The following is a 17,896-nucleotide window of genomic DNA, read 5'->3' on the forward strand; positions in this document are numbered from 1 at the left end:
ATAGATGCACGCCGCGCATTCCCTTCCGTTTCACCTGCGCTTAAGACCTGAACCATGTCCGCGCCCCGACTACCCGCTCTTCACGCCAGCCACAGCGGCTGCTGGCTGCACGACGGACAGGGAAGCGCGCGCGCCCTTTCCAAGGGACAGGCCGTCACCGCGGTCGCCGATGCCCCGCACCTGATCCTCAATGCGCCGCTGCTTGCCACGCGGCTTGGCTATCCCGATCTTGCCGGGCTCGACCTGCTCGAACTCTACGCCTTCATGCACCCGGCCCGCTTTGTCGTGCCCACGCCCAAGGGCCTGGCCGATGCGTTGGGCCTGCCACGGCCCGAAGCCGACAGCGAAGTGCCCGAACTTCTCCAGCGCGCCGCGATGCGCCTCCTGGAAACCTGCGAGCAGCCCGACTGGGCGGAGCGCGAAGGCGCCTGGACCTCGCTGCAATCGCTGGTGAAGATGCGCTGGCCCTGGGCCAAGCTTCTCGCCCCGCGCCTCGCCAAGCCGCAGAAGGCCGAGCGCTGGATCTTCACGCGCTTGCCCGAGTGGGAAGAATCGCCCGAGCCGCCCCAGCCGCGCCAACTCAACATCCCCGATGGCGCCGTTCTCGACCGCCTCGCCCACCTCACCGGACAAGGCGCCGAGGAGCGCGCGGGCCAGAAGGCCTTCGCCGTCGAGGCCGCCCACGCCTTTGCGCCGCGCACCCGCGCTGGCCTTCCCCATGTCGTTCTGGCCCAGGCGGGCACGGGGGTCGGCAAGACGCTGGGCTACCTCTCGCCTGCGTCGGTCTGGAGCGAGGCCAGCGGCGGTACAGTCTGGGTCTCGACCTACACCAAGGCGCTGCAGCGCCAACTGCGCAAGGAAAGCCGCCGCGCCTGGCCCGACACGCGGCCCGATGGCTCGCAACCGGTCGTGGTGCGCAAGGGGCGCGAGAATTACCTGTGCCTCCTGAACCTTGAAGATGCCCTCCAAGGCGGCTTTGCTGGCCGCGCCGCCATCCTCGCCCACCTGGTGGGGCGCTGGGCTGCCTACACGCAGGACGGCGACATGATCGGCGGGGATCTGCCCGGGTGGCTCGGCACCCTGTTCCACAAACGCGGCATCGCAGCGCTGACCGATCAGCGCGGCGAATGCGTCTATGCAGGCTGCCCGCACTACCGGAAATGCTTCATCGAGCGCGCCACGCGCGCCAGCGTCAACGCGGACCTCGTTATTGGCAACCACGCGCTGGTGATGATCAACGCGGCGCGCGGCCGCGACGTGGCCTCCCGCCCGACCCGCATTGTCTTCGACGAAGGCCATCACGTCTTCGACGCGGCCGATTCGACTTTCGCTGCCGAGTTGTCGGGCACCGAAATGATCGAGCTGCGGCGCTGGGTGATCGGCCCGGAAAAGAAATCACGCGGACGCCGCCGCGGCCTTGCGGCCCGCCTCGCCGATGTCGCCAGCTACGACGACGAAGGCGACAAGGCGATCCTGACCGCCCTTTCCGCCGCCGAAGCGCTGCCTTCGGACGGTTGGCTGCAACGCATCAATGACGGCGAGCCATCCGGTCCGCTCGAAGAATTGCTGGCAGCCGTCCGCGCCACAGTCTACGCGCGCGATGAGAGCGGCGGGCAGGAAGCCGGATATGGCCTCGAAACCGAAGCGGCCGGGCTGGAGGGGGCCTTCGTCGAGGCATCCCAGGCCGCACGCCTCGCCCTTTCGGAGCTGCGCCGTCCGCTGATCCAGCTCGGCCTTCGCCTTGAGGCCCTGCTCGAAGACGGGCCGGACTGGCTCGACGGCCAGGGCCGCGCGCGCATCGAAGGTGCACGCCATTCGCTGACCTGGCGCATCGACCTGCTGGTCGCCTGGGAAAACCTGCTCGAACGGCTCGGTGGCCCCGCAGACCCCGAATATGTCGACTGGCTCGCCCTTGCCCGCTCGGAGGCGCGCGAATTCGACATTGGCATCCACCGCCACTGGCTCGATCCGATGAAGCCCTTCGCGAAGGTCGTGCTTGAACCCGCGCACGGGGTCATCATGACGTCGGCCACCTTGCGCGACGGCGACAGCTGGGAGCGCGCCATCGCCCGCTCGGGCGCGCCGCATATCGAGGTAACGCCGCGCCTGTCGCTCAGCCCCAGCCCGTTCGACTATGCCGCGCAGGCCGAAGTCCTGATCGTGCGGGATGTCCCGCGCGGTGATATTGCCGCGCTCGCCGCCGCCTACGGCCGTCTGATCGAGGCTTCGGGCGGAGGCGTGCTCGGCCTGTTCACCGCGATCCGCCGCCTTCGTGCCGTACACGGGCGTATCGCGGACCGCCTCGCACGGGGCGGCCTTCCCGTCTATGCCCAGCACGTCGATCCCATTGACACCGGCACGCTGGTCGACATCTTCCGCGACGATCCGGGCGCCTCGCTGCTCGGCACTGACGCGCTGCGCGACGGCGTGGACGTTCCCGGCCACTCGCTTCGGACCGTCATCATGGAACAGGTGCCCTGGCCCCGGCCCACGATCCTGCACCGTGCGCGGCGCATGGCGGGCGGTGGGTCGGCCTATGACGACAGCATCATTCGAGCCCGCCTCGCGCAGGCCTTCGGGCGTCTTATCCGTAGCAAGGAGGATCGCGGGCACTTCATCGTGCTGTCCTCGGCCTTTCCCTCGCGGCTGCTCGACGCCTTCCCCGAAGGCACCCCCATCGCGCGAATTTCGCTCGACGAGGCTTTACAGCGCGTTGCCGGTCATGCTTCAGGGAATCCGACAGCGCACCCGGCCAACCCGGCGGAGCGCGGATGACGAACCGGCACCACGCCCGCCTGGCGCGCAGGCAGATGTTTTAGGAAGCGGCAGAGCCCATGAAGACCCTTGGAATTTTTCGCCACGCCAAGTCGGACTGGAACGATGCGCGCCTTCGCGACTTCGACCGCCCCCTGAACGCGCGCGGCCGCAAGGGCGCGGCCATCATGGGCCTGCACATTCGCGACCATGCCCAAAGTTGGGGCCGTATTCTCGCCTCGCCTGCGGTTCGCGTCACCCAGACGCTCGACCTCGCCAGCGAAGCGGCTGGCGCGGCCCCGTCGATCACCTGGGACAGGCGCATCTACCTCGCCAGTTCCGCCACGCTCATCGACGTGCTGCGCGAACAGGACGGCGACCCCGCCTCGATCATGATGGTCGGCCACAACCCCGGCCTCGAAGACCTCATCTTCGATCTCGTGCCCGACGATGGCAACAGCCCCCTGCGCGACATCGTGGAGGAGAAACTGCCAACTGCCGCGTTCGCCGTACTCCAGCTCGACATCGACAGCTGGGACAAGGTCGACATGGGGTGCGCCAAGCTCGTCCACCTGCAGCGCCCGCGTGACCTCGATCCCGACCTGGGCCCGAACGCCAACTTCTAGGCGTCAGGTTCGGAAAGCAGAAGGCACGTCGCCCTGTGGCGAGGACGCTATCGGCCAGCTTCTTCGGACAAGCATCAAATCGGCGAGCGTATCTTTGCGTGGAAAAGCAGCGCTTGATTGATTTCACCTCACGGACTGACCAGGCGTCAAACTTCCGGATAGGCAGCCCCTTCTAGTCGCCCCTCCCCGGACGCCCTCGTTCCACAATCACGCGAAGCGCCTCAAGCTGGATCGGTGCCCCCAAGACTTTTCAGGCGACGCCGCATCACCGTTGCCCAGAGATGCCGTCAGATGGCGGCAATCCGTCAAGTGTGGCACACAGCCCGTGTGAAACGCAAAACAAGCCCATATCTGCGGTTGGCCGCTTCGTGGATCACGATCTGAGCACACGAGTTCGGGCGGTTACACCGCTTTTGGCAATACTGCCGTTCGTGCTGGCTGGGGCGATCCAGTCGCATGTGGGCACTACGGCTGCGACGTCTGCCTGGGTCATTGCCGGCATTGTTGCTAGTGCCTGGACCGTCTTTACAGCATGGCGAGCTTTCAGGTTGTTCAAAGCCTTTACCGCTCGCGGCGATCGCCAATTTGACGCGCGCGACAAGTTCGCTCTGGCGCCCGAATATCACGCCAGTGAAAGCGCAACGAAGGCGAAGTTGAAGCACAGGATAGCCCGGCAGCGGAAGTGATGCGGCACCCTTATGCGATCAAACGTCAGTAGGAGCAGTGGCAATACCATCCATATGGGCGGAGGCCGCCGGGGTATTTTCCTGGCGATTTCGGGACAATTCCTCGCCGACGCCAGCCATTCCACCTTACAGATTATTAACCAGCCTCAAGTGCTGATCTGAGCTTTTCACGAATTTTACTAAGGGATTTCCGCAGTGATTCGTCTGAATTCAGCTCCGAGTATTCGGGCGATCGCGACAAGTGCTGTGTCTCCGCGCCGGACGCCTCCTGCTCCAGGAGTTGGCTCGCACCGCGCAATGTATACCCTTCACGATGGACCAGATCATCGATACGGCGCAGCAGTGCGATGTCTTCGGGACGGTAATAGCGCCGCGAACCACTGCGCTTGACCGGCTGCAGCATCGGGAACTGGGTTTCCCAGTAGCGCAGGACATGCTGGCGCAGGCCCAGCAACACGCTGACCTCACCGATCGTACGCAGAGCGCCAGGCTGCTTGTGCGAGCCCGGCGCTCCGTGCACCGCCTTCAAATTGCTGGAAGAAGTCTTCAGAATCCGCACTCCGTCTGGCCTCAGGCCCCGGCAATGCGGTCCTTCAGCATCTGGCTGGCCCGGAAGGTGAGGACACGCCGCGGCGTGATCGGCACCTCCACCCCGGTCTTGGGATTACGCCCCATGCGCTCACCCTTGTCGCGCAGGAGGAATGTTCCGAAACCGGAGATCTTCACGTTCTCACCGTCACCAAGGGCCGTCACCATGTGCTGGAGGATAGATTCCACCATGGAGAGCGACTCCGCCCTCGACAGTCCGAGTTGACGATGAATCGCGTCCGCGAGTTCCGCTCGCGTCAATGTATCCACTGACCGCATCAAGCCTGCATCCCCTTCAAACGCTTATCCTGAGGGGATGATATGAAAATCAACGAAAATTGCAATGCTGGGTCGAATAAGGAACGCATCCAAAATGCGTTTTATCGAATTCAGACCCGCAGAAGGCTCGCGCCCCAAGTGAAACCACCACCCATGGCTTCCAGTACGACAAGGTCGCCCTGCGTGATCCGGCCGTCGCGCACGGCCTGGTCGAGCGCCAGCGGAACCGAGGCGGCCGAGGTGTTCGCATGCTCACCCACGGTCTTGACGACCTTCTCGGGCGAGAGCGAGAGCTTCTTGGCGGTGCCATCCAGGATGCGGGCATTGGCCTGGTGCGGCACCAGCCAGTCGATATCGGCCGTTGTCAGACCTTCCGCCTCGAGCACTTCGTGAAGCACCTGAGCCAGGTTCACCACGGCATGACGGAACACCTCACGGCCCTTCATGCGCAGCTTGCCCACGGTACCGGTGGTCGAAGGGCCGCCATCGACATAGAGCAACTGGTTGTGGGCGCCATCGGCATGGAGCTTGGTTGCGAGAATACCGCGGGGCGTTTCACCCTCGGCCTGCTCCTGCGCTTCGAGCACGATCGCACCCGCACCGTCTCCAAAAAGGACGCAGGTCGTGCGGTCCTCCCAGTCGAGAATCCGGCTGAACGTCTCAGCCCCGATCACGAGCGCGCGCTGGGCCATGCCCGAACGCAGCATCGAGTCGGCCACGCCCACGGCATAGAGGAAGCCCGAACAGACCGCCGCCACGTCGAAGGCGATGCAGCCGCCGCAGCCCAGATTGTGCTGCACCGTGGTCGCCGTTGCCGGAAACGTCTGGTCGGGGGTGGCCGTTGCCAGCACGATGAGATCGATTCTGGCCGCTTCGATGCCCGAGGCCTCGATCGCCTTCAACGCCGCCTTGGTGGCAAGGCTCGACGTCGTTTCATCGGGACCCGCGATATAGCGCTGGGTGATCCCGGTACGTTCGACGATCCATTCATCGCTGGTGTCGACACGCTGGGCGAGTTCGCTGTTGGAGACAACCTTTTCGGGGAGAGCCGAACCGGTACCGAGCAGAACCGAACGGCGCATCAGGCGCGCTCTTCCTGGGCACCCGGCATCCACAGCGATGAATCGCCTACGCGGGCCAGGTCGGCGCTGATACGCTCGGTCACTCGTTCCTCCAGAAGGCGGGCGGTCACGGCGACCGCATTTGCGACACCTGCAGCGCTGGCGCCCCCGTGGCTCTTCACGACAATGCCGTTCAGACCCAGGAAGACCGCGCCGTTATGATTGTTGGGGTCAAGATGGTGCTTGAGCAGTTCGGTGGCAGGGCGCGAGATCAGGAAACCGATCTTCGAGCGCAGTGAACTGGAAAAACTGCGGCGCAGGAGGTCCGCGACGAAACGCGCCGTCCCTTCCACGGCCTTGAGGGCAATGTTGCCCGAAAAGCCATCGGTCACCACGACATCGACGTTGCCATGCGCCATCTTGTCGGCCTCGGTGAACCCGTCGAAGGAAATCGACAGTTCCTTGGCCGCTTCGCGCAGGATCGCGGAGGCATCGCGCAGAAGCTCGGTGCCCTTGATCTCTTCAGTGCCGATGTTGAGCAGACGCACGCGCGGCTCGGCCCGGCCGGACACGACGCGCGCATAGGCAGCCCCCATGATCGCGAACTGGACCAGGTTGCGGCTGTCGCACTCAGTGTTGGCGCCCAGATCAAGCATGATCAGGTCGTTGTCGCCGAGCGTAGGCATGAGTGCAGCGAGCGCAGGCCGGTCGATCCCCGGCATAGTACGCAGGGTCAACTTGGAGATGGCCATCAGCGCGCCGGTGTTGCCACCACTGACGGCGGCGCCGGCATCACCTGCCTTCACCGCCTCGATGGCGCGCCCCATCGACGTCCCCTTGGAACGGCGAAGGGCCTGACTCGGCTTGTCCTCACCGCTGATCACACCATCGGTATGGATGATCTCGGACGAGGCGCGCAGGTTCGGATGATCCTGAAGCGCATTCTTGATCCGCTCCTCGTCGCCGACGAGCAGGAACTGGAACTGGTCATGACGACGGCGCGCAAGTGCAGCGCCCTCGATCATGACGCGCACCCCCTCGTCGCCGCCCATCGCATCGATGGCGATACGCGGCAAACTCATGGGCAATCTCCGAACTTCGTGCGAGGTCTTAGATTTCGACCGCGACGATCTCACGGCCGTTGTAGTGGCCACAAGCGTTGCAGAGGTTGTGCGGGCGCTTCAGCTCACCACAGTTCGGGCACTCGTGAAAGGCCTCGACCTTGAGCGCGTCATGGCTGCGACGCATGCCCCGGCGGGACGGGGTGGTTTTTCTTTTGGGGACTGCCATCTCGGCACCTGTTCCTGGAAATGCGTTAATGTAAAAAAGGCCGCCAGGGCCCGTACTCGGACCGGCGGCTTGCGAAGGCGGGCCTATACCCGATTTCTGGAGAGTTGCAAGCCGTTCCTCACCCCATCACAAACTAACGGGCTTCACGAGAGAGCAAACCACCATGATCCTGCCTACAACACTGTGCCTCGCTGCGACTGCAGTACTGATCAACCTCTGGCTTGGCGCCCGTATCGGCAAGATACGCGGGCAGGAAAAGATCCTCCACGGGGACGGCAGCAATCCGCGCCTGATGCAGCGCATGCGCGCGCAGGCGAACTTCATCGAGAACGCGCCCTTCCTGCTGATCCTGACAGGCGCCATCGAGATTTCCGGCAAGGGCGGCATCTGGCTCCCCCTTGCCGGAGCCCTCTTCATGGCCGCGCGCGTGTGCCACGGCCTGGGCATGGACCGCAGCGATATCAACGCCTTGCGCGCCGGCGGATTCGGGATCGGCCTCCTTGTCACGCTGAGCCTCGCCGTTGTCGCCGTCCTGATCGCGCTCGGTCTGTTCTGAGCGAACTGGGCCCTCAGCTCATGGGAAGACCGCGCTCGAGCGCCTTGTCGCTGACGTAGGGGTTGGCACGGCGCTCGTCCCCAAAAGTGCTGACAGGCCCGTGCCCGGGCACGAACGTCACGTCATCGCCCAGCGGCCAGAGCCGCTGCGTGATCGAGTTGACCAAGTCCTCCAGATTGCCGCGCGGAAAGTCCCAGCGCCCGATGCCATTCTGGAAGAGAACGTCGCCCACCATCGCAAAGCGGCTCGGCGCGTGGTGGAACACGACGTGACCCGGCGTGTGGCCCGGGCAATGAACGACATCGAGCTCCAGGTCACCGACCGTCACCGTATCGCCATGTTCCAGCCAGCGATCGGGCTCGAAGGTGTGCGCCTCCATGTTCCAGCGCGGCCCGTCATCGTCGAGCTGGGCAATCCAGAAGCGATCTTCCTCGTGCGGCCCTTCGATAGGCACGCCCATCTCCTTGGCGAGCACACCCGCCTGACCACAGTGGTCGAGATGACCATGCGTGATCAGGATTTTCTCCAGGATGACGCCGGTCTGCTCCAGAGCCTGCTTGAGCTTGGGCAGGTCACCGCCTGGATCGACAAGCGCGCCACGCATGGTCTTGGTACACCACAGGAGCGAGCAGTTCTGCTGGAGCGGAGTGACAGGGATGATGCCCACACGCATGGGCTGGCTTGGTTCGGTCATGCTCCGGGACATGACTCCGGCCCGCTCTGAATGCAACCACGTGATCTCGCGCGCGCCCTTGCGGATGCTCCCCAGGCCTAGATACGCCCGCCCTTCCAGACCACACGCCCGATAACCGCGACATCTTCGGGACGGCACTCGATCACGCCATAGGCCGGGTTATCACTACGCAAAGCGACAAGGCCCGGCCGGCCGGTCTCGACACGCTTGACCAACAGCGTGCCATCCACGCGCACGACATGGATGCCATCGCGCAAGCCGCGCTGCCCCTGATCGACCAGGATCTCGTCGCCATCGCGCAAAGTCGGCTCCATCGAATCGCCGAGGACGGCGATCATCGCGAGGTTCCCAGACTGCAGCCCCATGGCGCGAAGCCAACGCCTGGAAAAACGGACCGAATCGAACGCGGCATCCTGCGAATCGAGCGCTCCCGGCCCCGCCGACGCGCCCAGCACGAGACGGGGAATTTCCACCCACTGCGACGAATTTCCTCCAGAACCGGAGGAAATATCCTCCGGCTTACCGAGCTCCTCCTCGCCCACCCGGAAGAACCGGGCCAAAGCACCACGGTCCGTCTCCTCAAGCTTCTTCGGACTGCCCTTACGCACGAATTGCTGGAGGTAGCTTGGGTTCTTCCCAAGCATTCGCGACAGCGCGGAGAGGCTTACCCCGCGCGCATCGGCGAGTTCCAACAGGCGGCTTCGGATAGGATCGCTTACCATAATGTAATCCGTACACGAAGGAAATTTCCTAGACAAGTAGGATTTGAGTTGGAACATATGATGAACATTAGCTCAACCAATGAAGGAAAGGAAAATCCGCCTCATGTTGATTCGCGAGATCGAGCGCTTCCTGAGCGCGACCAAGATGTCCCGCACCCGTTTCGGCAGGCTCGTCGCCCGAGATCCCCGCTTCGTGGAAGACCTGCGCAACGGACGCGAACCGCGCGCAGCCATGACCCACAGGGTCGAAGGGTTCATGTCCGGCTATCGCGCCGCCAACGGGGAGACCGCCCATGCACGTTGATCTCGCCCTCCACGCCGAGACCAAGGGGCAAGACACACCCGCCCCGCGCCCCCGCCCGCAGCGCGGCCCCTGGCTGCAGATCGTAACCCAGGTCCTGCAACTGGCAGGCCCCCGCGCCGAATTCCTGCGCCACAGTGAGCGCCCCTGGTCGAGCGCGACCTTCGCCGGCGCACGCCATACGGTTGCGCTGACATTCCAGGGAGGCGAGGCGATCGAGGATGGAGAACAGTTCATCGAGGCCCTGGCCGACCACGAGTTCGTGATCCCCGGACACCTCGTCGCCGATGCCGCCCTGCGCGGGACCGATCACGTCAATGGCGCGCCGCCCCGCCTTTCGGTGGAAATCGAAATCCTCCTCCTCGACGACATCTAGGTCACGGCGCACTCAGAGCGCCCGGGAAAGGTCCTTGATCTCGGTATTGAGGATGTGGTCGTTTTCCGAGTAATCGACCGGACAGTCGATCAGGTGGACGCCAGGCGTGTCCCGACAATGCTCCAGCAATTCGCGCAAGTGCCCCGCACTCTCGGCCCGGTATCCGTTGGCCCCGTAGCTCTGCGCGTACTGGACGAAATCGGGATTGCCATACGTCAATCCGAAATCGGCAAAGCCCATGTTCGCCTGCTTCCAGCGAATCATGCCATAGGCATTGTCGTTCAGCACCAGCACGGTCAGGTTGAGCTTGAGACGCACCGCCGTCTCGAGTTCCTGGCTGTTCATCATGAACCCACCATCCCCGCACACGGCCATGACCTTGCGCTCGGGATAGACCATGGCGCTGGCCATGGCCGAGGGCAGTCCGGCCCCCATCGAGGCGAGCGCGTTGTCGAGCAGCACCGTGTTGGGCTGGTAGGCCGTGTAGCCGCGCGCGAACCAGATCTTGTAGATGCCGTTGTCGAGACACACGATGCCGTCCTCCGGCATGACATCGCGCACTTCCTGTACAAGATGCGGCGGAAAGACCGGGAAGCGTGCGTCCGACGCCAGCCCGGCGGTGTGCTCGACTTCGGCCTCGCGGTAGCGCAGCATTGCCGAGAAATCCCACTTCGAGGACGGCTTGATCGCCTCCTTGATCTGCCACATGGCGTTGGCGATATCGCCGATCACCTCGATATGCGGGAAATAGACAGGGTCCACTTCAGCCGTCTGGGTCGAAACGTGAATGACCTTGCGCTCCTGGCACGCGGCATCGTTGTGCATGAAGAACGGCGGCTTCTCGATCACGTCGTGGCCGATGTTGACGATGCAGTCCGCATCCTCGATCGCGCGGTGGACGAAGTCGCCTGCCGAAAGTGCCGCGCAGCCCAGGAACTTGGGATGGCGCTCGTCGATCACGCCCTTGCCCAGCTGCGTCGTCAGGAAAGGGATACCCGTCTTCTCGACGAACTCGCTCAGCATGTTGCTGGTCATCTTGCGGTTGGCGCCCGCGCCGATGACGAGAAGCGGCTTGCGCGCGGATTCCAACGCCTCGCAGGCCTGACGGATCGATTTCACGTCCGCCGAGGGGCGGCGTACCACCGACCCTGCGACCGGGCACGAGAGCGTGCGTTCATCCGCGATATCCTCGGGCAGTTCGATGTGGCAGGCGCCCGGCTTTTCCTCTTCCGCGAGACGAAACGCCTCGCGCACGCGGCTCGGGATATTGTCCGCCGAGGCCATCTGATGCGCGTACTTGGTGATCGGATGCATGAGCGCGACCACATCGAGAATCTGGAAACGCCCCTGCTTGGACTTCTTGATCGGCTTCTGGCCGGTGATCATCACCATCGGCATGCCGCCCAGTTGCGCATAAGCCGCCGCGGTGACCAGGTTCGTGGCGCCCGGCCCCAGCGTGGAAAGGCACACGCCCGCCTTGCCGGTATGGCGCCCATAAGTGGCCGCCATGAAACCGGCACCCTGTTCGTGGCGCGTGAGGATCAGCCGGATCGAACCCGAGCGCGAGAGCGAATCGAGAAAGTCGAGGTTTTCCTCTCCCGGCACGCCGAAGACGTATTCGACCCCTTCGTTTTCCAGACACTGCACGAACAGGTCCGAAGCCTTGGTCGTATCCGCTTCCGCCATCTAGGGGTCCTCCTTCTCGATCCAGCTACGTGTCCGCCGCAGGTTGCCCGGATGGGCGCGACCTTGCAAACGGGCACCTTGTCCTACCAACGGCCGGGCGCAAAGTTCCGTTCCGGGCTCAATAGCCGCGGTCGAAATCGACCCGGTGGACGAGATCCTCACCCGCCTGGAACCGGCGCAGATTCTCCAGAAAACGCAGGGATGCCCGGCGCAGAAGGCTGTTCTGCGCGAGCCCGGAGCAGTGCATCGAAATCTCCACGTTCGGACAGTCCCAGAGCGGATGATCGGCCGGCAGGGGCTCCGGGTCGGTCACATCGAGATAGGCACCGCCGAGGTGGCCCGAGCGCAGCGCCTCAAGCAAGGCGTCCTGATCCAGCACTTCCCCGCGCGCCACGTTCACAAGCGCAGCGCCCTTCTTCATCGCGGCCAGTTCGTCCTTGCCGAACATGCCGACCGTCTCCGGCGTCGAGGGCACGATCAGCACAACCCAGTCGAACTCGCCCAGCCGCGCGCGCCATTCGTCCTGGCCTAGATCCTCGCCCTGCGGCGTGCGGCGGGCCATCGTGACCTGCGCGTCGAAGGCTTCGAGCAGCGTACGAATACGCTGGCCGATCTCGCCCGCGCCGATCACCAGCACGCGCGCGTCGAGCAGTTCGCCCGTGCCCGGGGCCTCCTCCAGCCATTCATGGCGCGCCTGGCTGTCGCGTATCTGCCCCCACTTCTTGTTGTACGAGAGCATACCCAGGAGCGCGAACTCGGCCACGCTATGCGCGTGCAGCCCGGCCCCATTGGTGAGCGTAATGCCGTTCGCCCGAAACGAGGCAAGCGGCAGCCAGTCAACGCCCGAGGACATGACGCTGCACCATTGCAGCACATTGGCGCCTTCCAGCGCCTTGCCCAGCACGGCATCGGCCGAATCGCGAATGAGATAGTCGGGCCAGACCACCTCCACATCGCCGAGGTTCGCGGCGAACTCCTCATCGTTCTCGTACCAGACCGGCTCGACACCCTCAGGCATCTGTCCGTCGAGAAAGCGGCGAAAATTGGCATGAACAAGAGCGCGGGTCACAGGCTATCCCTCAAAAGCGTCGGAAATCAAACGGCGTTTCAAGAGATAACGGACGCAATTGCGTTCAGGTTCAATCGTCTTTTTTACACGCGCCATGCGCCGAGACTACGGCGCCGATACAGGAAGGTCCCGATGCCACCAGAATGCGCGACCTCAAGCCCCCCCACGCTCATAGCGTTCGGAGGGTGAGGTCGACGGTACGGGGAGCCCGAGGGCGATGGCCCTCGGAACTATCCTTTTCTTCTCTCAGCCTTTCCTGAATGGAAGCGCTGAAATCAGCCGAGCTTCCATTCCCAGCCGAGCGGGTCACCATCCATGACCTCAACGCCCTTGCCAGCAAGTTCATCGCGCAGGGCATCGGAGGTCGCAAAGTCCTTGTTCGCCCGGGCCTCCTTTCGCCGCACCAGCGTCTCCTCGATTTCCTCTTCGGAGATTTCAGCGGTCAGCGGCCGCAAGCGCAGGTCCGCCCGGCCGGTCTCGAACAGGCCAAGGCCAAAAACCCCGTCCATCATCTCGACCACGGCGCGTTTGGAGGCCGGGTCGACCTTCTTGGCCGCAAGGACGTCCTCCAGTGCGGTAAGTGCGATAGGGGTGTTGAGATCCTCGGCCAGGGCCTTCTCGAACGTCGCGATCATCGGAGCGAGCTTGGGGTGGGCAGGCGCGCCCGCTGCCACGTCCTTCAGGCGCTCTGCCGCCATGATCATGCGCTTCAGACGGGTGAGCGCAGCGGCTAGACCATCCCACGAGAACTCCAGCTCCGAGCGGTAATGGGCCTGAAGGCACATCATGCGGTAGCCGAGCGGGTGGTAGCCCTTGTCAATGAGCAGTTGGAGACGCAGGAACTCGCCCGAGGACTTGCTCATCTTGCCCGAACGCTCGACGAGGAAGTTGTTGTGCATCCACACCTTCGCACCCGAGTTTCCGGGCACGTCAAGGCCACCTGCGCAGCAGAATGCCTGGTTCTGGGCAATCTCGTTCGGGTGGTGGATCTCGCGGTGGTCGATGCCGCCGGTGTGGATATCGAAGGGGAAGCCCAGCAGCTTGCCCGACATGACAGAGCATTCCAGGTGCCAACCCGGCGCACCCGGCCCCCAGGGCGAATTCCATTCCATCTGGCGCTTCTCGCCCGTCGGGGTCTTGCGCCAGATCGCGAAGTCGGCCGCGTTGCGCTTGCCCTCGACCGCCTCGATACGGCCCTCGCCCTCTTCGGTGACCGCACGCGCAAGGCGCCCGTAGTCGGCGACGGTGGAGACATCGAAGTAGAGACCGCTTTCCAGCTCGTAGCAGTGCCTGGGCGCAATCTCCTTGGCGAAGTCGATCATCTGCTCGACGTAGTCGGTGGCGATCGACCAGTGCGCGGGCTGGCGGATGTTGAGCGCCTTGATGTCGTCCCAGTAGGCCTGCGTGTAGTGGCGCGCGATGTCCCAGATCGACTGCGCCTTTTGCGCGGCCATCTTCTCCATCTTGTCCTCGCCCTCGTCGCCGTCATCCGTCAGGTGGCCGACGTCGGTGATGTTGATGACGTGCGTGAGCTTGAGGCCCCGGTGGCTGAGCGTCCGGCCCAGGATGTCGGCAAAGACATAGGCGCGCATATTGCCGATATGAGGGTAGTTGTAGACCGTCGGCCCGCAAGTATAGACCCGCGCCTCGCCCTCGTGGACGGGCTGGAAGGGTTCCATCTGGCGGGTCAGGCTGTTGAACAGCGTCAGTTCGGGAAGATCGGTCATGATGCCTGCCGCATTAGGCAGCGGTGCCGCGCAGTCAAGCGTTCGCGCGGCCTCAGGCGTGCGCGAGCATGAGTGCGGCCACGCCCACGGTTATGAGCGCAAAGCCCGCCCATTCGCGCGTCGAGAGCCAGCGCCCCGACATGTAGCGCGAAACGAGCGCCACCACGGGCATCTCGATCAGCGCCAGCGTGCGCACGTTCGCCGCCATCGTCAGGGAGAAGGCGATAAACCAGCCTGCAGACGCCAGTGCGCCCAGCGCGCCCGCCGGGACGCTGAGGCGCCATTCGCGCAGCGAATGCGTGAAGGCCTGGGCATCGCGAAACACGAACCAGAGCGCCATCACCCCGCTCTGGATCGCCAGTGAAGTCACCAGCATGAGCAGGCTGCGCATGAGGAAGGTGCCCTCCCCCACCGCCTCGATCGAAGCGCGAAAGCAGATGGCGGTGAGGCCAAACAGCGCCCCGCTGACCACGCCGACAACAAGCGACTTCCAGTCGGCCAGGTCCCCGGCCCCGTCCCCCGGCCTGAGCGAGGCCAGGACGACGCCGATGGTGACCACCAGCACCGCCAGCCAGCCCAGCGCAGGCAGGCGATCCCCGATCAGCACGAGCCCAAGGACCGCCACGGTCGCGGGCTCGGTCTTGATGTAGGCATAGGCAACGCCGAAGTCCCGGCGCGACATGACGACCAGCATCAGCGCGGTCGCGGCGATCTGGGTCACCCCGCCCAGCGCCGCCCAGCCCCACGAAGCGGGCGGTATGGCCGGCAGGTCCTGTCCGGTAATTGCGACAAGGGCAGCCAGGAATAGCACCGCGAAGGGGAGGCCGAAGACGAAGCGCACCTGCGTGCCTCCAGCCGTGCCGATCCGTCCGGTCAGGCGGGACTGGAAGGCGTTGCGAAAGACCTGCGCGAGCGCGGCCGCCAGGGTGAAGGGCACCCACAGGAAGGTCGACGTCATGCGCGCAGGCTCTCGCAGCTAGGCATCAGAAGCCCGCGAAGCGGACCTGATCCTCAAGCGGCGCGCGGGTCCGCTCGAACTGGTTGACCGGATCGGAACGGTCGCCGTAACCGATGGCAAGGCCGCAGAAGAGGATGTGCGTTTCATCGCTCACCCCGATGTGGTCCTTGATGAGACGGCCGAAGTCGCTCATCCATTCCTGCGGGCAGGAATCGAGCCCCTCCTCGCGCAGCAGCAGCATGATCGTCTGCAGCCACATGCCCACGTCCGACCACTGCGGCGCAGCGTGCAGACGCTCCATGTAGATGAGCATCAGGACCGGCGCGCCGAACGAGGCCTTGTTGGCCTCGACGAAACGGTTGCGGCTTTCCTTGTCGTCGCGCGCAATGCCCATGGCGCCGTACATCTGCGCACCCAGTTCCTGGAGGCGGGGCAGGTAACGCTCCGACTTCTGCGGTTCGGAGTAGCTGTACTCGATCGGATCCTGACGCTCGGCGGGCAGGAGCTTGGCCTGCAGGGCCTTGAGCGGCTCACCGGTCAGAACCGTGGCTTCCCAAGGCTGGAAGTTGCAGCCCGAGGGCGCCATGCGCGCCTTGTCGAGAACCCGGGTCAGGACGTCGAGCGGCACCTTCTCGTCCGTGTAGGCGCGGATCGAGCGACGGCTGGCGACAGCCTCGGTAACATTCATGCTTTCTTTTCTTCCTCGAACAGGCCGGCCAACTGCTCGATCATGGTGCCGCCCAGTTGTTCGGCGTCCATGATCGTGACGGCGCGGCGGTAGTAGCGGGTCACGTCATGCCCGATGCCGATGGCGACCAGCTGCACCGGCGACTTGCCTTCGATCCACTCGATCACCCGGCGCAAGTGCGCCTCAAGGTACCCGGCGGAATTGACCGAAAGGGTGGAATCGTCGACCGGCGCGCCATCGGAAATGACCATCAGGATGCGGCGGTCCTCCGGCCGGGCGAGCAGGCGTTCATGCGCCCAGAGCAGCGCCTCGCCGTCGATGTTTTCCTTGAGCAGCCCCTCGCGCATCATCAGGCCCAGGTTCTTGCGCGCGCGGCGCCAGGGCTCGTCGGCCTTCTTGTAGACGATGTGGCGCAGATCGTTGAGGCGGCCGGGATGCGCGGGCTTGCCGTTGGCCAGCCAGTGCTCGCGGCTCTGCCCGCCCTTCCAGGCGCGCGTGGTGAAGCCCAGGATCTCGACCTTGACCCCGCAGCGCTCAAGCGTGCGGGCCATGACGTCTGCGCTGATCGCGGCAATCGAGATCGGGCGTCCGCGCATCGATCCCGAATTGTCGAGCAGCAGGGTCACGACCGTGTCCTTGAACTCGACGTCGCGCTCGACCTTGTAGGAAAGTGAAGAGCCGGGCGAGACGACGACACGGGCGAGGCGCGCGGCGTCGAGCATGCCCTCTTCCTGGTCGAAGTCCCAGGAGCGGTTCTGCTGCGCCATGAGGCGGCGCTGCATGCGGTTGGCAAGCCGCGTGACGACGCCCTGAAGACCTTTCAGCTGCGCGTCGAGATAGGCACGCAGGCGCGTCAGTTCATCCTCGTCACACAGGTCCGCCGCACTCACGACCTCGTCGAAGGCCTCGGTAAAGACTTCATAGTCGAAATCGGCGGGAATATCGGTCCACTGGCGGTTGGGCCGCACGGGCATCATGCCCTCTTCGCCCTCGTCGCCTTCCTGGCCTTCCTCCATGTCGTCGGAGGCATCGCCCTCGGCGTCGCTTTCGCCCTCGTTCTCCCCCATCTGGGGTTCGGCGGCCATCTCGGAGGGCTGGGGCTCCTGCCCGGCGTCCTCGCCATCCTGCTGCTCTTCGGTCTCTTCGTCGCCGTCGAGGTCGTCGTTGTCCTCGGGCGGCATGTCGGTCGGCTCCATGCGCGTCAGCTCCAGATGCTGGAGCATGTCGAGCGAGAGCGACTGGAAGGCCCGCTGGTCCTCTACCGAATTGGCAAGCGCCTCGAAATCGGAGGCGGCACGGCTTTCGATCCAGGTGCGCACCATGTCGACACCGGGACGTGCGACTTCGGGAATGTCCTGGCCCGTCAGCCGCTCGCGCAGGAGCAGAGAGAGCGCCGAGGCAATCGGCACCTCATCGGGCGCTTCGGCGCGAGCAATGGGATCGGTCGCGATGCGCGCCTCGAGCGCGCTGTCGAGGTTGGCGCGCATGCCCTCGTAGGCATTGCTGCCAATGGCCTCGTAGCGCACCGCCTCGACCGCATCATAACAGGCGCGCGCGATGGGTTCGCTCGGCGCCTCGCGCATGTGCGATTTGGGGTTGTGGTAGCGCAGGCGCAGCGAAAGGCGATCCGCCTCGCCGCGCGCCTTCATCGCGGCATCGCGCGGTACTTGGCGGCCGGGCATCGGAATGCGGAAAAGGCTGCCCGAGGAACTGGCGGTATCGGCAGTCCAGTTCACCTCGATCTCGTTGTCCTGCGCGATGGCGCGCGAGGCTACGGCAAGGGCGGACTTGAAGCGGTCGGCTGGAGATTCGTCGGACATGGCGATGACAGCTAG

Annotated in this window: 18 protein-coding genes; 5 read left to right on the forward strand and 13 right to left on the reverse strand. The window is 64.6% G+C overall.

The genetic code is table 11. The features are described from left to right. Positions 1-54 precede the first annotated feature (54 nt). Together LC060_RS14575 and LC060_RS14580 are read left to right on the forward strand one after the other, a co-directional pair. Positions 55-2,775, forward strand: coding sequence for an ATP-dependent DNA helicase (locus LC060_RS14575; RefSeq protein WP_226636810.1), 2,721 nt, complete (start codon positions 55-57; stop codon positions 2,773-2,775). Positions 2,776-2,834: 59 nt separating this feature from the next. Beyond that, entirely contained in the window at positions 2,835-3,380 is a 546-nt protein-coding gene (locus LC060_RS14580; protein ID WP_226636811.1) for a SixA phosphatase family protein, read from the forward strand. A gap of 822 nt (positions 3,381-4,202) precedes the next feature. On the opposite strand, the gene LC060_RS14585 is transcribed toward LC060_RS14580, so the two are convergent. From LC060_RS14585 to rpmF, 5 genes are all read right to left on the reverse strand, one after another. After that, positions 4,203-4,619, reverse strand: a complete 417-nt coding sequence (locus LC060_RS14585) for a MerR family transcriptional regulator (protein WP_413465129.1) — start codon at positions 4,617-4,619, stop codon at positions 4,203-4,205. Positions 4,620-4,636: 17 nt separating this feature from the next. Then, positions 4,637-4,933 carry an integration host factor subunit alpha gene (locus LC060_RS14590; protein WP_148628114.1) on the reverse strand — a complete coding sequence of 99 codons (297 nt, stop codon included), beginning with the start codon at positions 4,931-4,933 and terminating at the stop codon, positions 4,637-4,639. A gap of 110 nt (positions 4,934-5,043) precedes the next feature. Further along, on the reverse strand, positions 5,044-6,018 hold the full coding sequence (locus tag LC060_RS14595; RefSeq protein WP_319005440.1) for a beta-ketoacyl-ACP synthase III: 975 nt from the start codon (positions 6,016-6,018) through the stop codon (positions 5,044-5,046). Beyond that, positions 6,015-7,076 carry a phosphate acyltransferase PlsX gene (gene plsX, locus LC060_RS14600; RefSeq protein ID WP_039393202.1) on the reverse strand — a complete coding sequence of 354 codons (1,062 nt, stop codon included), beginning with the start codon at positions 7,074-7,076 and terminating at the stop codon, positions 6,015-6,017. Before plsX ends, LC060_RS14595 begins: the two co-directional genes overlap by 4 nt. 28 nt (positions 7,077-7,104) lie before the next feature. Next, on the reverse strand, positions 7,105-7,284 hold the full coding sequence (gene rpmF, locus LC060_RS14605) for a 50S ribosomal protein L32 (RefSeq protein ID WP_013833797.1): 180 nt from the start codon (positions 7,282-7,284) through the stop codon (positions 7,105-7,107). Positions 7,285-7,447: 163 nt separating this feature from the next. On the opposite strand from rpmF, the gene LC060_RS14610 reads away from it, so the two are divergent. After that, complete coding sequence (locus LC060_RS14610) at positions 7,448-7,840, forward strand: MAPEG family protein (protein WP_226636815.1); 393 nt, start codon at positions 7,448-7,450, stop codon at positions 7,838-7,840. A 13-nt stretch (positions 7,841-7,853) separates the two neighbouring features. Here LC060_RS14610 and LC060_RS14615 read toward each other — a convergent pair whose 3' ends face one another. Both LC060_RS14615 and LC060_RS14620 read right to left on the reverse strand, forming a co-directional pair. Beyond that, entirely contained in the window at positions 7,854-8,534 is a 681-nt protein-coding gene (locus tag LC060_RS14615; protein WP_319005432.1) for an MBL fold metallo-hydrolase, read from the reverse strand. Positions 8,535-8,611: 77 nt separating this feature from the next. Then, positions 8,612-9,256: a helix-turn-helix transcriptional regulator gene (locus tag LC060_RS14620; protein ID WP_226636817.1), complete on the reverse strand. Its 645-nt coding sequence runs from the start codon at positions 9,254-9,256 to the stop codon at positions 8,612-8,614. A gap of 103 nt (positions 9,257-9,359) precedes the next feature. On the opposite strand from LC060_RS14620, the gene LC060_RS14625 reads away from it, so the two are divergent. Both LC060_RS14625 and LC060_RS14630 read left to right on the forward strand, forming a co-directional pair. Next, on the forward strand, positions 9,360-9,560 hold the full coding sequence (locus tag LC060_RS14625) for a hypothetical protein (protein ID WP_039393190.1): 201 nt from the start codon (positions 9,360-9,362) through the stop codon (positions 9,558-9,560). Further along, positions 9,550-9,933, forward strand: a complete 384-nt coding sequence (locus LC060_RS14630) for a hypothetical protein (RefSeq protein WP_226636819.1) — start codon at positions 9,550-9,552, stop codon at positions 9,931-9,933. The genes LC060_RS14625 and LC060_RS14630 overlap by 11 nt, the downstream gene beginning before the upstream one ends. A gap of 12 nt (positions 9,934-9,945) precedes the next feature. Here the strand turns inward: LC060_RS14630 and LC060_RS14635 are convergent, their stop codons facing one another. From LC060_RS14635 to cobT, 6 genes are all read right to left on the reverse strand, one after another. Beyond that, on the reverse strand, positions 9,946-11,619 hold the full coding sequence (locus LC060_RS14635; RefSeq protein ID WP_226636821.1) for an acetolactate synthase large subunit: 1,674 nt from the start codon (positions 11,617-11,619) through the stop codon (positions 9,946-9,948). A gap of 118 nt (positions 11,620-11,737) precedes the next feature. Beyond that, positions 11,738-12,688 (reverse strand): D-2-hydroxyacid dehydrogenase, encoded by a 951-nt coding sequence (locus LC060_RS14640; RefSeq protein ID WP_226636823.1) that lies wholly within the window; start codon positions 12,686-12,688, stop codon positions 11,738-11,740. Positions 12,689-12,963: 275 nt separating this feature from the next. Beyond that, on the reverse strand, positions 12,964-14,415 hold the full coding sequence (cysS, locus tag LC060_RS14645) for a cysteine--tRNA ligase (RefSeq protein WP_226636825.1): 1,452 nt from the start codon (positions 14,413-14,415) through the stop codon (positions 12,964-12,966). A 52-nt stretch (positions 14,416-14,467) separates the two neighbouring features. Beyond that, positions 14,468-15,373 (reverse strand): EamA/RhaT family transporter, encoded by a 906-nt coding sequence (locus tag LC060_RS14650; protein WP_226636833.1) that lies wholly within the window; start codon positions 15,371-15,373, stop codon positions 14,468-14,470. Positions 15,374-15,398: 25 nt separating this feature from the next. Then, a complete protein-coding gene (locus LC060_RS14655) occupies positions 15,399-16,061 on the reverse strand; it encodes a nitroreductase (RefSeq protein ID WP_226636835.1) in 663 nt (220 codons plus the stop codon). Further along, positions 16,058-17,881, reverse strand: coding sequence for a cobaltochelatase subunit CobT (gene cobT / locus LC060_RS14660; RefSeq protein WP_226636837.1), 1,824 nt, complete (start codon positions 17,879-17,881; stop codon positions 16,058-16,060). Before cobT ends, LC060_RS14655 begins: the two co-directional genes overlap by 4 nt. Between the last annotated feature and the right edge of the window lie 15 nt (positions 17,882-17,896).

Origin of the sequence: Novosphingobium profundi (assembly GCF_020524485.1) — a bacterium.
Lineage (GTDB): Bacteria > Pseudomonadota > Alphaproteobacteria > Sphingomonadales > Sphingomonadaceae > Novosphingobium > Novosphingobium profundi_A.